Source organism: Oribacterium sp. Sow4_G1_1, from assembly GCF_052116105.1.
In the GTDB taxonomy this organism is placed as follows: Bacteria; Bacillota; Clostridia; order Lachnospirales; family Lachnospiraceae; genus Oribacterium.
In genome coordinates, this window is record NZ_JBQKLS010000025.1 from 1 (window position 1) to 14,887 (window position 14,887).

General features: G+C 54.6%; 14 protein-coding genes and 1 tRNA gene. 1 reads left to right on the top strand and 14 read right to left on the bottom strand.

The window, feature by feature from the left end; genetic code table 11:
- Positions 1–204 precede the first annotated feature (204 nt).
- The 11 genes from ACTQ52_RS11490 to secA form a co-directional block, all read right to left on the bottom strand.
- Positions 205–290 (bottom strand) — tRNA-Ser (locus tag ACTQ52_RS11490).
- Between the two features lie 57 nt (positions 291–347).
- Positions 348–1,139, bottom strand: a complete 792-nt coding sequence (gene ispD, locus ACTQ52_RS11495) for a 2-C-methyl-D-erythritol 4-phosphate cytidylyltransferase (RefSeq protein ID WP_441982680.1) — start codon at positions 1,137–1,139, stop codon at positions 348–350.
- Between the two features lie 148 nt (positions 1,140–1,287).
- Positions 1,288–2,307: a tRNA (adenosine(37)-N6)-threonylcarbamoyltransferase complex transferase subunit TsaD gene (tsaD, locus tag ACTQ52_RS11500; protein ID WP_441982681.1), complete on the bottom strand. Its 1,020-nt coding sequence runs from the start codon at positions 2,305–2,307 to the stop codon at positions 1,288–1,290.
- A gap of 2 nt (positions 2,308–2,309) precedes the next feature.
- Positions 2,310–3,230 carry a ribonuclease Z gene (locus ACTQ52_RS11505; protein ID WP_441982682.1) on the bottom strand — a complete coding sequence of 307 codons (921 nt, stop codon included), beginning with the start codon at positions 3,228–3,230 and terminating at the stop codon, positions 2,310–2,312.
- 4 nt (positions 3,231–3,234) lie between these two features.
- Positions 3,235–3,681 carry a ribosomal protein S18-alanine N-acetyltransferase gene (gene rimI, locus ACTQ52_RS11510; RefSeq protein ID WP_441982683.1) on the bottom strand — a complete coding sequence of 149 codons (447 nt, stop codon included), beginning with the start codon at positions 3,679–3,681 and terminating at the stop codon, positions 3,235–3,237.
- Positions 3,682–3,792: 111 nt separating this feature from the next.
- Positions 3,793–4,617: a tRNA (adenosine(37)-N6)-threonylcarbamoyltransferase complex dimerization subunit type 1 TsaB gene (gene tsaB, locus ACTQ52_RS11515; protein ID WP_410042332.1), complete on the bottom strand. Its 825-nt coding sequence runs from the start codon at positions 4,615–4,617 to the stop codon at positions 3,793–3,795.
- A gap of 15 nt (positions 4,618–4,632) precedes the next feature.
- On the bottom strand, positions 4,633–5,049 hold the full coding sequence (gene tsaE, locus ACTQ52_RS11520) for a tRNA (adenosine(37)-N6)-threonylcarbamoyltransferase complex ATPase subunit type 1 TsaE (RefSeq protein ID WP_441982684.1): 417 nt from the start codon (positions 5,047–5,049) through the stop codon (positions 4,633–4,635).
- On the bottom strand, positions 5,049–6,296 hold the full coding sequence (locus ACTQ52_RS11525) for a homoserine dehydrogenase (protein ID WP_441982685.1): 1,248 nt from the start codon (positions 6,294–6,296) through the stop codon (positions 5,049–5,051). Before ACTQ52_RS11525 ends, tsaE begins: the two co-directional genes overlap by 1 nt.
- Positions 6,297–6,379: 83 nt before the next feature.
- Positions 6,380–6,835, bottom strand: a complete 456-nt coding sequence (locus ACTQ52_RS11530; RefSeq protein ID WP_410042329.1) for an ACT domain-containing protein — start codon at positions 6,833–6,835, stop codon at positions 6,380–6,382.
- A 62-nt stretch (positions 6,836–6,897) separates the two neighbouring features.
- A complete protein-coding gene (gene prfB, locus ACTQ52_RS11535; protein WP_410042598.1) occupies positions 6,898–8,034 on the bottom strand; it encodes a peptide chain release factor 2 in 1,137 nt (378 codons plus the stop codon).
- A 173-nt stretch (positions 8,035–8,207) separates the two neighbouring features.
- Positions 8,208–10,865, bottom strand: a complete 2,658-nt coding sequence (secA, locus tag ACTQ52_RS11540; protein WP_441982686.1) for a preprotein translocase subunit SecA — start codon at positions 10,863–10,865, stop codon at positions 8,208–8,210.
- Between the two features lie 338 nt (positions 10,866–11,203).
- Between secA and hpf the strand changes: the two genes are divergently transcribed.
- On the top strand, positions 11,204–11,734 hold the full coding sequence (gene hpf / locus ACTQ52_RS11545; RefSeq protein WP_441226990.1) for a ribosome hibernation-promoting factor, HPF/YfiA family: 531 nt from the start codon (positions 11,204–11,206) through the stop codon (positions 11,732–11,734).
- A 166-nt stretch (positions 11,735–11,900) separates the two neighbouring features.
- Here the strand turns inward: hpf and ACTQ52_RS11550 are convergent, their stop codons facing one another.
- From ACTQ52_RS11550 to ACTQ52_RS11560, 3 genes are all read right to left on the bottom strand, one after another.
- Entirely contained in the window at positions 11,901–12,980 is a 1,080-nt protein-coding gene (locus ACTQ52_RS11550; RefSeq protein ID WP_410042326.1) for a C40 family peptidase, read from the bottom strand.
- 261 nt (positions 12,981–13,241) lie between these two features.
- Positions 13,242–14,096: an SDR family NAD(P)-dependent oxidoreductase gene (locus tag ACTQ52_RS11555; RefSeq protein WP_441982687.1), complete on the bottom strand. Its 855-nt coding sequence runs from the start codon at positions 14,094–14,096 to the stop codon at positions 13,242–13,244.
- 116 nt (positions 14,097–14,212) lie between these two features.
- A complete protein-coding gene (locus ACTQ52_RS11560) occupies positions 14,213–14,887 on the bottom strand; it encodes a trimeric intracellular cation channel family protein (protein ID WP_410042324.1) in 675 nt (224 codons plus the stop codon).

Here is a 14,887-nt window from a genome sequence, read left to right on the forward strand (position 1 = left end):
CGAATAAATTCGCGCGATCTCTTGATCGCTTGACCATTGCTGGTCTCTGAAAATTCTTTAGAATCTTCAGGGTCTGTGTATTAATCGATCTTTGATTTTCAAGGTTCGTTGCGCTCTCGTTTTCTGCGACAGCTTGTTTATATTAGCAAACCGTCATTCGATTGTCAAGAGCTTTTTTGAAATCTTTTTGATAATAATTTCAAACGCAGAGGGTGGGGTTCGAACCCACGTGCCCTTGCGGACAAACGGTTTTCAAGACCGCCTCGTTATGACCACTTCGATACCTCTGCACTTTTGAGCGCTCTTTACGAGCGACTTAGATATAATATCGATAAGTGCTTCGCTTGTCAACCGTTTTCTGAACTTTTTCTCAGGTACAGCTCTGCGATTTTTACATCTTCTGGTGTGGTCACCTTGATGTTTTCATAGCTGCCCGGTATGATCTTGACGCGCTGGCCCGCGAAGGACTCGACGACCATCGCGTCATCGGTGACCGGAATCATGAGACGTCCGCTTTCGTCCTGGCGGATCATCGCTGCATATGCTTTATAGATGAGCGAGAAATCGAAGCTCTGGGGTGTCTGCATGAGCCATAGTGAACTTCTTTCCGGCGTCTCCTTTACGAAGTGATCCGCATCGAGAACCTTGATGGTATCCTTCACCGGCATTCCGATCACCGCAGCATGGTACTTCTCTGCATAATGTAAGGCGTCGTCAATGATCGCGTCCGTCAGCAGCGGACGTGCACAGTCATGGATCATGATGAGCGGATCCTGTGTGCCGGAGGATGTCATCCCGGTATCAGGCGAAGCCGTATCCAGTTTCTCGAGCTCCGCAACTTTCTTCAGTCCTTCGAAGACGGAGTTGTAGCGCTCCTTTCCGCCCGCCACGATCGCAGCGAGCTTCTGAAGCGGACAGACACCGTCGGTACCGGTCAGCTCTTTCATATAGGGGATATCCTCTTCTCCAGTGGTCAGGATGATGCCATCCACCGCAGGATGATGATCGAATCGGGATGCGCTCCAGCTGAAGAGCGGCTTGCCGAGGATTTCCATAAACTGCTTTTTCGTTTTACTGTGCATACGACGCCCGCTGCCGGCAGCCAGAACGATCGCATAGACTTTTCTTCCGTTATACATAGATACCTCCAGATCACAGAATACGATTCACGAATTATGTATCCTTATCATATCAGATTTTCTGCATATAAAAAATGCCTGAGCTCAGCTGCATCAGGCATTTCTAAAAGCATTCTTATTTACGGCTGTTTACACTTGGCGTAATTTGTCACCGTTCGCCGAGCTTCAGGTTCGGGCAGGCATTGAGATCCAGTCCGTCTCGACATCCTTGCAGGTATTCGTAGTAACCCGCGCAGCCGATCATGGCAGCATTGTCCGTACAGAGCACCGGGCTCGGACGATAGAAGCGGATACCGTTTTTCGCACACTCCTCTTCCATCCGTGCACGGATATGGCTGTTGGAGGCGACACCGCCAGCGATGGCGAGCTTATGGTAACCGCGCTCCTTACAGAGCATGATGGCACGCGAAACGAGTGAATCCGTGACGGCTTCCTGGAAGGAGGCGCAGAGATCCGGTACATTGATCGCTGTATTCATCATTTTCGCCTTGTTGATGTAGTTGAGGACGTTCGATTTGATGCCGGAGAAGGTGAAGTCGTACGGGTTGTCGGTCACCGTGCCGCGCGGGAATTCGATGGCCTGCGGATTTCCGGTTTTCGATGCCGCATCGACCTTCGGGCCACCCGGATAGCCGAGTCCGACGGCGCGCGCCACCTTATCGAAGGCTTCACCGGCTGCGTCATCACGTGAGCGGCCGACGATCTCGAACTTTCCGTAATCCTGCACGACGACGAGGTGGGTATGACCACCCGATACGATCAGACAGGCAAACGGAGGCTCGAGCTCCTTGTTTTCGATATAGTTCGCACTGACATGGCCCTCGATATGGTGGACACCGATCAGCGGTTTTTTCAGCGCATAGGCGAGTGCCTTCGCTTCCGCTACACCGACGAGCAGGGCACCGACGAGGCCCGGACCATAGGTTACCGCGATGGCATCGATGTCGTCGAAGGTACAGTGTGCTTCCTTCAGCGCGAGCGCGATGACGTCGTCGATCTTTTCGAGATGCTTACGGGAAGCGATCTCCGGCACGACCCCGCCGTACTCGGTATGAATCGCGATCTGCGATGAAATGATGTTCGAAAGAACGTCCCGGCCATTACGTACGACTGCTGCCGCGGTCTCATCACAGCTGGATTCGATTCCCAGGATTGTAATATCTGCCATAGTTACTTATCTTCTCCCTCTTCGTCGAACACGAGATCCTTGGTCCAGCCGTCCCGTGCGAACTTCACCGGCCAGATCTTCGAGATCTCGTCCCAATAGATATCCGGCTTCATCTCGCTCGGGGAATAATGTGTAAACCACATCTCCTTCGGCTTCGCTTCGGCACCGATACGGGCCGCCTCGACCATCATCATGTGCTTATACTTCTTCGCGTTGTCGAGCTTCTCGTACTCACCGTACATGCCCTCACAGATAAAGAGGTCGGCGTTGGTCGCCATCTCCGTGATCATCGGCGTCGGACGGGTATCCGTACAGTAGGTCACGCTCAGCCCGCGACGTGCGGCCCCCATCACCATGTCTGGTGTATAGATCTGCCCGTCTTCCTCGACCGTCTCCCCATGCTGCAGCCGGTTCCAGCAGCGGACCGGGATGTGACTCGCCTGTGCGCGTGTCGCGTCGAACTTTCCGAGCCGACGGATGCTGACGCGATACCCATAGCAGGTGATTTTATGGTTCACCTTGAAGGCATCCAGTACGAACGGCCCGAACTCGATCTGCTCGAGTGGCTCTGAAAGCTCATGATAGATGATCTCGAACGGCAGCTCCGGTGCCACCACGCGCAGTCCATCCACTACGCGTCGGAGACCCTTCGGTCCGACCATATGCAGCGGCTCGGTGCGCTCGGCGTTCCCCATCGAAAGCAGCATGCCCGGCAGACCGGAGATATGATCCGCATGGTAGTGTGTGAAGCAGATCACATCGATCGGCTTCGGCGACCATGACTTTTCCTTCATAGCGATCTGCGTGCCCTCGCCGCAGTCGATCAGCATACTGCTGCCGTTACAGCGAAGCATGAGGCTCGTGAGCCATCGGTTCGGAAGCGGCATCATCCCGCCGGTTCCCAGTAAACAAATATCCAGCATATTTTTATTCCTTCATCATGATGATGGCATCCTCAGTCGGACCCTGATAGTAGTTCCTTCGTCGATAGGATTCTACGAATCCCCTCTTACGATACAGCGCTTTTGCAGGCTCATTGTGTGCCCGGACCTCCAGAAAGATGCGTTTTGCATCCCGTTCTGCAGCGAGACGCAGCATCTCCTCCATCAGCGCTTCGCCGACACCACTCCGTCGGCAGGCGGGCGCCACACATATATTTTCGATCTCGGCTTCCGGCGCGATGATCCGAAGCACCGCATATCCTGCGAGGCCTGTGGTACGAATCACCAGCGGGAAATCGCATTTTGAGGCGATGGCCGCTTCGAAATCACCCGCATGCCAGGCCATCTGCCCGAAGGCTTCCCTCTCGAGGGGAAGCACCTCCGGGATATCCTCCAGCCGCATGGCTTCGATGGTATAAGCAGTTTCCCTCATCGAGCTTTCCTCCTGTCCTTCATAAACGGTTATACCCGGCGTCCGGCAGTACGCTGACGGCGCAGAGCTGCGGGGCCAGGATGTCCATGTGCCAAGTCCGGGGCTGTCCGCTTATAAATTCTCTGGCACCGTGTCGTCCTCGTAGCCTGGACCGGCGTCGATCTTATAGTTCCGTGCGGTGAGACGATCCTCTGCTGCCGTCTTTTTCAGGAGATTCGGATCCTCGTGGGTGATGTCATACTCCCGGAGTCCGGCGGCCTCACGCTCGCGCTCCGCCTGCGGCTTCCGGATATAGCTGAGGTGAAAATCCTTTCCGGATACGGCCTTTCCCTGTGCGAGCTGCTCTGCGCCGAGCATGGCGACAGAGGACGCACGCTGCAGAAGATTTCCCGGACCGGCGAAGCGATACGGTACAGAGAGCTGTGTCTCGAGGCAGCTGCGGTATACCGGAACCGCATCTCCCAGGAAGAAGTGCTTTCCCGGCATCTGATTGATTTTCGTGACGAGATCCTCGATGCCGATCGCCTCTTCCTCTCCGATCAGCTGGCCGTCGAGAAATGTCGCAGTATAAACCTGACTGCGGCGTGCATCCATGATCGGATGCACATAAACCTCATCCATATCCCGAAGATTCATCGCGAGTCCCTCGAGGGTGCTCACCTCGAGGAGCGGGATACCATAGCCGAGCGCGAGTCCCTTTGCGGTCGCGGCGCCGATGCGGAGACCGGTGAAAGAGCCTGGGCCGGCACTGACCGCGATGGCATCCAGCTCCTCGACCGTGTGTCCGGTACGTGAAAAAATCTCAGCCACCATAGGTAAAAGTGTCTGAGAGTGGGTGAGTCCGATATTGCATGCATACTCCGAAAGGACGACACCGTCCGCGTATAAGGCGACGCTCGCGGTGTGTCCGGATGAATCAATTCCTAAAATCAACATAGTGTTATCCCATATTTAATACTCGATGTGTCGATAGTCGAAGCCCTTCGTGAGATCCTTCCGGATCCGCACCCAGCGGGCCTCCTTCGGAAGTAGCTCCTCGATCTGTCCCGGCCACTCGATGATGCTGACGCCCTGACCATAGAAATAGTCTTCGTAGCCGATCTCCTCCATCTCGGACGGATCCCCGATACGATAGACATCGAAGTGATAGAGCGGGAGACGCCCGCCTTCGTACTCCTTCACGATGTTAAAGGTCGGGGAATTCACATAATCATCGATCCCGAGTCCCGCGGCGAAGCCCTGCGTGAAGACGGTCTTGCCTACACCCAGGTCACCATCGAGACAGATGATCTCGCCCGGGACCGCCTCGCGGCCCAGCTTCTGTCCGAATGCGAAGGTATCCTTCGCTGAATTACTCTCAAAAATCATCAGTCCTCTTCCTTCTCGGTACGGATGAAATGGAAGATCCGGCGTCCGGTCTTCTCCTCAAACTCAGCGACATTCTGCAGGAAGTCGCCCTCAAACATCACATCGGTGATAAAAGCGAACTCATCGGTACGACCGCCCAGTGCGATCGGAACCAGCTTCGAGCTGTCCTCCAGGAAGAGCTCACGGAGCTCCTTCTTCACCGCATCCGGTGTGCCCTCGACACGAACGAAATATGCGAACGCGTTCGAGCTCATCGGCTCGATCTGAATCATCTTCTCGGTCCAGCCGATGCCCTGGAAATCATGCTGGTGGCGTACGGCCGCGATGATGTCAGACACGACGGCACTTGCGGTCGGCATCTTGCCGGCACCCATACCATAGAGCATGGTCGTACCGAGACAGTTTCCGACGATACGGATACCGTTATAAACGCCATCGACGCTGAAAAGCGGGTCGGACTTCGGAATCATCATCGGAACGACATAGGCGAAGTACTTATCCTCGACCTGCTGTACGGAGCCGAGCAGCTTGATGGTCATACCCAGTTCACGCGCATAGAGGAAGTCCAGCTTCGAAACTGCACGGATACCCTCGGTATAGATGTCCTCATGACGGCAGCGATTGCCGGAGGCCATACTGAGAAGGATCGCCGTTTTACGGGAGGTGTCGAAGCCGTCGATATCGGAGGACGGGTCACGCTCCGCATAGCCGAGATGCTGTGCCTCGACGAGGGTTTCCTCGAAGTCGGCACCCTTTTCACGCATCTTCGTAAGGATGAAGTTCGTGGTTCCGTTCATGATACCGGTGATCTCGGTCAGATTCTCGCCGGCATAGTTATGGTAGATCGTGCGGATGACCGGGATACCACCACCGACGGAAGCCTCGAAATAGAAATTACAGTGATGTTCGCGGGCGATGCTGATGAGCTTCGAGCCGACCGCATCGACGAGTGCCTTGTTGGAGGTGACACAGTGCTTCCCCTTCTCGAGGCAGGCCTTCACAAACTCATAGGCCGGGTGAATGCCGCCCATGGTCTCGACGACGAGCTTGATCTCCGGATCGTTCTCGATGACGGAGAAGTCGGAAATCAGCTTATCATTATCGACACCGATGTCGGTACGAAGATCCAATACATACTTGAGCTCGACCGGCTCGCCGACCTTCTTTTCGATCTGCGCCTGATTGATGCGCAGCACCTCTGCTACGCCGGAGCCGATGGTGCCATAGCCTAAAATCGCAATTTTCATAATTTTCCCCTTCATGCTGGTAACGTTCCGAAGCGTTCGGCTACGTTTTAAATGATGGATGCCTGTGGTTTTACAGGGACTGCCTAGCCAGGCATGCTCTCCTGCGCAAGAATCTTGACATATTGTATATTGGGCAATGCTTCGATCTCATGGATCATCGCATTGATGTCCGACGTATCCTCCCGGACCTCGATGGAGAGTGTCAGGGTGGCGATTCCGTTGATGGGAATCGATTGATGGATGGTCAGGATGTTCGCATTATACGAAGATACCGTCGAGCAGATCTTCGCCAGATTTCCGAGTACATCCCGCATCTCGACGATGATCGTGACGGTCTTCCCCTTCGAACTATCGTAAAACGGGAAGATGTCTTCTTTATACTTATAGAAAGAACTGCGGGAAATATTCACGCGTTCGGTTGCTTCTGCCACCGATAAGCCCTTTTCTGTCTCGAGGAGACGCTTTACCTCGACCACCTTTTTCAGGACCTCGGGCAGTGCCCCGGTCCGGACAACGAAATAATCGGATTGACTGCTCATCGTGTCTACCTGTCCTTCTCTCTCGCTCGTGGTGCTGTTTCGTCGCTTACCCGCTGCTGAAATCAGTCTTCTCCTTGAACGCGGCGATCAGGGCAGCCGAGCTGCATCCACTTAAGGTAGGCGGTGATGAAGCGATCGATATCACCATCGAGCACCGCATCGGTATTGGAGGTCTGCTCACCGGAACGAAGATCCTTCACCATACGATATGGCTGCAGAACATAGGAGCGGATCTGGGAGCCCCAGCCGTTGTCCTTGACCTCGCCACGGATACCGGCCAGCATCGCCTCCTGCTCCTCCTTCTCCTTCAGGTACAGTCTCGCCTTCAGCATCTGCATCGCCTTGTTACGGTTCTGAAGCTGTGAACGCTCCTCCTGACAGGCCACGACGATACCGGTCGGGATATGAATCAGTCGAACGGCCGAGGAGGTCTTATTGATGTGCTGTCCACCGGCACCGGATGCACGGTATACCTCCATCTTGATGTCCTCCGGACGCACCTCGATGTCGATCTCGGTCTCGATGTCTGGCATGATGTCACAGGACACGAAGGAGGTCTGACGCTTCGCCTGTGCATTGAATGGAGAGATACGTACCAGACGGTGAACACCCGCCTCGGAGCGCAGGTAGCCGTAGGCATACTCGCCATCGATCTCGATGGTGACGGACTTGATACCGGCTTCATCACCCTCCAGATAATCCAGCACCTTCAGGGTGAAACCATGACGCTCCGCCCAACGTGTATACATACGATACAGCATACCGGCCCAGTCGTTGGACTCGGTACCACCGGCACCGGCGTTGAGACGCAGGATGGCATTCATACTGTCATATTCTCCGGAAAGGAGAAGCTTCGTCGACATCTGATCGAGGCGCTCGATGAAATCATCCAGCATTTCCTTGACCTCTGCCACGGAATCCTGATCCTCCTCCTCTTCCGCCATCTCGATCAGTGCGCCGATATCATCATAGGACTGCGCGAGCTCTTCGTAGCTTTTGACCTCATCCTTCAGACGACGGTCCTCGGTAGAGTACTGGTTGGCCTTTTCCGGATCTGTCCAGAAATCCGGCTCTTCCATCATACGGTCGAGCTCGGCGATGCGCTTCTTTTTATTATCAAGGTCCAGGGAAGCGCCGAGATCCCGGAGGGCCTGTTCCTTCTGTCCAAGCTCATACTTGTACTGGTCTAACTCAATGATCATTTGTTTTCCTTTACATGCTATGTGTTACATCGTCACTGCTGCACTGCTTCCGAAACGCACGGACACCCGTTCGGTGCTGTCCGCTTCGAAAGAGAAGTGAAGTATATAAAAGGCCGCGAAGCATTCGATGATGATCCGCGGCCTTTCCCTGCGGGAGCAGGAAAGCTTACTTAGTTTTTGCCGGCGTTATCAAGCATTTCGTCCTGTGCCTTCTCTGCCTGTGCTTCGGATACCTTCTGATTCATCATCTTCTGGTACTCGTCACGGCCGTGGCACTGCTTATACTTCTTGCCGGATCCACACGGACACGGATCGTTCGGATAGATCTTGCGGATGGAACGCTTTTTCGGTGCCTGCGGAAGGGTGTCGTCACGGTTGGTACCGGTAACCTGTGCCTGCTGCTCACGCTCCACCTTCTGCTCTACCTGGATATGATACAGGATGCGTACGGTATCTTCCTTGATGGCACGTGTCATATCGCCAAACATCTGATAGCCCTGGATCTTATACTCTACGAGCGGATCCTTCTGGCCGTATGCCTGAAGACCGATACCATCACGGATGATATCCATATCATCGATGTGGTTCATCCACTTCTGGTCGATCACACGAAGAAGGATGACACGCTCTACCTCACGGAGCTGCTCCGGATTCGGGAAGGAGGCTTCCTTCTGCTCATAGAGCTTGATGGCCTCTTCCTTCAGGAGCTGCTTGAACTCGTTCTTCGTCATCGAGTTGAACTGCTCCTCGGTAAGCTGCAGCTTCGGAAGCGGGATGATGCTCATCAGTGTATCATTCAGACCACTGAGATCCCAGTCCTTCGCGGTGGCGTCCTCTGGAACGTTCGCATCGACATAATTCTCGATGATGTCCTGAATGAAGTTGATGATGGTCGGACGGAGATCGTCACCGTTCAGCACCTTCTCACGCTCTGCATAGATGACATCACGCTGCTCGTTGTTGACCTCGTCGTACTTCAGGAGGTTTTCACGGATGCCGTAGTTGTTCAGCTCGATCTTCTCCTGTGCCTTTTCGATGGCGTTGGAAAGCATCTTGTGGTGGATTTGCTCACCCTCCGGTACACCCAGTGCCTCGAACATATTCATGAGACGCTCGGAACCGAAGAGACGCATCAGGTCATCCTCGAGGGAGATGAAGAACTGAGACTGTCCCGGGTCACCCTGACGTCCGGCACGTCCACGGAGCTGGTTATCGATACGTCTCGACTCGTGGCGCTCGGTACCGATGATATGAAGACCACCGGCAGCCAGTGCCTCCGGATCCAGCTTGATATCTGTACCACGGCCGGCCATGTTGGTCGCGATGGTGACGGCACCGTGCTGACCGGCGTCTGCAACGATGGCAGCCTCGAGCTCATGGAACTTCGCATTCAGGACGTTGTGCTTGATACCACGGCGCTTCAGCATGCCGCTGATGAGCTCGGAGGTATCGATGTTGATGGTACCGATCAGAACCGGGGCGCCGGTCTCGTGGATACGAACCGCTTCATCCACGACGGCCTGGAACTTTTCCTTCTTCGACTTATAAACCGCATCATCGAGGTCGATACGCTGTACCGGCTTGTTGGTCGGGATACAGATGACATCCATATAATAGATGTTACGGAACTCCTTCTCCTCGGTCTGTGCGGTACCGGTCATACCGGCCTTCTTATCAAACTTGTTAAAGAAGTTCTGGAAGGTGATCGTCGCGAGGGTCTTCGACTCACGCTTGACGTTCACATGCTCCTTCGCCTCGATCGCCTGATGGAGACCATCGCTGTAACGACGGCCCGGCATGATACGTCCGGTGAACTCGTCGACGATAAGTACCTCGTCATCCTTGACCACGTAGTCCTTATCACGGTGCATGAGGTTGTTTGCACGAAGCGCCAGGATCACGCAGTGCTGGATCTCCAGATTCTGCGGATCTGCGAGGTTCTGGATATGGAAGAACTGCTCAACCTTATGGACACCCTGCTGGGTGAGGTTGACGGTCTTCTCCTTCTCGTTGACGATGAAGTCACCGGTTTCCTCGATCTCCTCACCGAGGATCGCGTCGAGCTTACTGAACTCTGCGGACTCCTCACCACGCTGAAGCTGACGGGCCAGCACATCACAGACCTCATAGAGCTTCGTGGACTTTCCGGACTGACCAGAGATGATCAGCGGTGTACGTGCTTCATCGATCAGGACGGAGTCGACCTCATCGATGATACAGTAGTGAAGGCCACGAAGTACCTGCTGGTTCTTATACACTGCCATGTTATCACGGAGGTAGTCGAAACCGAGCTCGTTATTCGTGACATAGGTGATATCACAGTTATAGGCTGCCTGACGCTCCTCGGTGGTCATGGAGTTCAGAACCACACCTACGCTTAATCCGAGGAACTCGTGGATACGTCCCATCCACTCCGCATCTCGCTTCGCGAGGTAGTCGTTGACGGTGACGATATGAACACCCTTTCCCTCCAGCGCATTCAGATAGGCCGGACAGGTGGATACGAGGGTCTTACCTTCACCGGTTCTCATCTCGGCGATACGGCCCTGGTGAAGAACGACACCACCGATCAGCTGTACCGGGAAGTGCTTCATCTTATTGACACGCCATGCGGCCTCACGTACTGTCGCATAGGCCTCCGGAAGAATCTGATCCAGACTCTCTCCCTGCGCCAGACGCTCCTTAAACTTCGGGGTCTGCGCCTTTAACTCTTCATCTGACATGGCAGACATGGTCTCATCATAAGAAAGGATCTTCTTAATGATCGGATCGATCCGCTTCAGTTCATGATCGGAATGGGTACCGAAAACCTTCTCAAAAAAACTCATTTGCTCTAGTACTCCTTATCGCAAGTGCACACAGCGATACGATACATCTGCCTACACTTTTCGTTCTACTTATGGCTATAACTCTGAAATCTTATCACTAAACACTTTTTTATTCAAGAAAGCTTTTGATTGTTAACATTTAATTCATATATTTCATTACTGTTCACTCGTGGCTCGGCGGACGGCAGCCGGGCCACGCCTTGACTTAACGACGTTTGAACAGCGACGGATTATATTTTACATATCCATTACGTTGTAGAAATTTCCTCTATATATGATATAATATATATATCCTGAATGACCCACATCAGGAAATCTTTTTAAGGGAGCGTGATTTTATGAAGTTTAACATCACAGGAAGAAATGTTACTGTATCTGACGGCATGAAGGACCAGATCGATCGGAAGCTGGGCAAGTTATCGAAGTTCTTCAAGGAAGACACCATCTGCAACGTCACTCTCTCCACTGAGAAAAACAAGTATAGGGTCGAGGTGACCATCCCGGTAAAGGACGGTGTCATCCGTGCTGAGGAGATCACACCGGATAAGTTCCAGTCCCTCGATATGGTTGTAGACGTCATCGAACGTCAGATCCGTAAGTACCGCACGAAGCTGATCAATCGTCAGCAGGCTGCTGATTTCTCCGACGCCTTCGCAGAGGAGCTGGAGGATGAGCTCGGTGAGGATGAAATCCAGATCGAGCGTACAAAGCACTTCAACCTGAAGCCGATGACCCCGGAAGAGGCTTGCCTCCAGATGGAGCTGGTCGGCCATACCTTCTTCGTATTCCAGAACGGCGATACCGGAAACGTTGCCGTCGTTTATAAAAGAAAGAGCGGCAACTATGGCCTGATCGAGCCGGAGTACTGATCCCCGGAGAGGCCGGCAGGCCTCCATATAAAATAGTAAATTCCATCGAGTGGTATCCAGCGTACGTTAGATCGTGATGCTGATCATCCATTTGTCATATGGACTCCATAAAACGAAGAACCCCTTAAGCTGTTTCGCTTAAGGGGTTCTTCATTTATTTCGGATATCAGTTCTGGATGAAACGTCCATAGCCGACCGGTGTACGGTAATCGTAGCGTCCGGTGCAGATGCCGGTACGTGCATTCGCTGCATGGATGATGACGCCATCGCCGGCATAGATCGCGACGTGGTTGATGTAATCACCCGATGCGTAGAATACGAGGTCGCCCGGCTGGAGCTGCTCGAAGCTGATGGACTGTGCATTCGCATACTGATCACGGGAGCTGCGCCCTGTCGTGATGCCGAAGTGCTTGAAAATCTGCTGTACGAAGCCGGAGCAGTCAGCGCCATCCGTGAGGGAAGTGCCGCCATAGACATACGGATTCCCGAGGAACTGCTTCGCGTACTGGATCAGTGCCTGACGGGAAGCCGTCGTCGCGATGACCGGAAGACTGCTGCTGATCGACTTTACGATGGAGGTACCGGCCTCGATGACATTACTACGACTTAAAATGCTCGTGCCTGCGTTTGTTACGGCTGCATCACTCTTCGTTTCAGAAGCGCTGCTGCTTCGTGTACCACTGATGGCATCGCCGGCGGCCTGGATGATGTTTCCGGCAGCTGTGCTCACGCCGCTGGTGCCGACATTCGTGAGGATATTCGCGGCTGCACTGACCGTGCTCTTCTGTGGAGTGGAAGAGGCACTCTGCGTGTTCTTCTTAAAAACGGCGAAATCATCGACCGAATCCACGATTTCCAGCAGGGTTTCCTTTCCCTCCGTCGAAACCGCAGCTTCCTGGATCGTTTCGGCTGCCGTCGAGTCCTGCGCCACGGTATACTGCTCGCTGACGACATTGGCACTGGTCTCGTGAATCTCCGAGATTTTATACTCCGGAATCATGGAACCGTCCGTCGCCGCGGCCAGATCCTGGTCGGAGATGCCGAGCTCCTCGTCCGATACCGGGCCGTCGCCGATGCCGATCAGGACCTCGTCCGCCAGTGCGGTCGAGGTGGTCGTCAGGCTGAACATGAGAAGCAGGGCCAGCTTCAGCGCGAGCCTCCGCGTACGACGCTTCGGGGCATACGAAGAAGCGGCAGGCAGACGCACACCGGTTTCCTGTGTCATAGGATGCATAAGATGATTCATACTGGGTCTATTCACGTTTTCTCCCATACTTTTATCTGATCCGCCGGATCGCCGGAGCGGTCCCCGGCCTAAAACGAAGATGTCTCTGAAAAAAGCCGCAAAAAAGCGGCGTTGCAAACTCTGTTTCGAAGATCTCAAACATCTTAACTTTAGCACAAACGCCGCGATCTTTCCTTACAAATTATATTACAATTTGCTTACGATGCAGAAGGCCTATAAGCGTTCCTTCGGGTCCCCACTGTCTGAACAGTATTTCAAATCTCAGATCCAGCCGCCGTCGAAGCGGATGATCTGGCCGGTGAGGTAGGCCGGGGCGGCGGCGAGGAGACGCACGAGGTCCGCGACCTCTGCCGCTGTGCACATACGACCGTAGGGGATCTCGTCCTCGAGCTGTGCCCGGTCCTCCGCGCTCATCCAGCCGTTCATGTCCGTATCGACACAGCCGATGGCGATGGCATTGACCGGGATATGGTTCGGTGCAAGCTCCTTCCCCAGCGCCTCGGTGAAGGCATTGACCGCGCCCTTCGTGAGGCTGTAGACCGACTCCATGGAGGCGCCGACCACACCCCAGACAGAGCTCATGTTGAGGATACGGCCCTCGGAGGCGCGCAGCAGATACGGAATCACGGCGCGGGTGAGGCGGAACATGTCCTTCACGTTGGCATCGAGCATCTCCTCGAGCTCGTCATCCGAGACGTCCTGGGCGAGGTTGAAGGTCGAGATGCCGGCGTTGTTCACGAGGAGGAGGGCGTCCTCCGGGGTCTCGATCCGCGTGCGTCGTGTAAGTGCATCCTGCGGACCGTGCGATATGACGAGATCGCTCTGCTCTTCGCAGGCAGCACAGGATTCAGGCTGCGTCCCATCAAGATCCTCTTCCGTAAGGATCGGAAGGGGTTTCGTGCCTGGTGTCCCGAGCAGTGCGGCGAGGACCTCGTCTGTGATCGGGCCATGCACGGTATGCACCTCCGTCACGCCGCGGAGCCTCTCCGCCACCTGCTCCAGGAGGTCGAAGCGAGAGCGGCAGTTCAGGATGAGCCGCCAGCCGTCGCGGGCCAATGTCTCTGCCACTGCTCTTCCCACGCCGCGGGAGGCACCTGTAATAATCGCTGTTTTCATAATTTCCTTTCCGAAAAAAGCGGCTGCACGATGTGCAGCCGCTTTCTGTCCTGCCGCAGGACGTCCATCCTGCGATTGTGCTGTGTTTTCAATTCCGGATACTGTAGCCTCGTTCATTATCTGAAGGACGGCAGATTCCAGTGGAAGTAGATCGCGAGGAAGCGGATCAGGACCGTCACGATCATGCTGACTACCGCGGCGATCATCGTGCTTCCGAAGGCACCCGCCGGGCGGGCGATGACGGACAGGCCGCAGTAGACGATCGCTCCGACGATGGCCGCGATGCCATAGACTCGCTTCCGCATGATGAGCGGCATCTGCCCGGCGAAGATATCGCGGAGGATGCCACCACCGATGCCGGTGAGGACGCCGACGAAGCAGGCGAGGAACATATTTGCACCGTAGCCTGCATTGACCGCCGTACGACAGCCGACGACGACGAACGCGGCGAGGCCGACAGAATCGGCGACGTTCAGGATGAAGTTTGAGCGGATCCGGTTCCGGTCGATCTTATCCATATAGTTCCCGGTGGTCTGGCTGCGCTCGAAGATGAAGTCGACGACGCAGGTGATGAAGGCGACGGTCACATAGACCGGCTTCGTGAACATCGCCGGCGGGATCTCGCCGAGGATGAGGTCACGGATCATACCGCCGCCGACGGCCGTCGCACAGCCGAGTACGATGGCACCGAAGATGTCCATCTTCCGATCCTTTGCGACCATGACACCGGAAATCGCAAAGGCCACCGTACCGACCATTTCAAGAATAAAAATCACATCATCAAAGCCCAT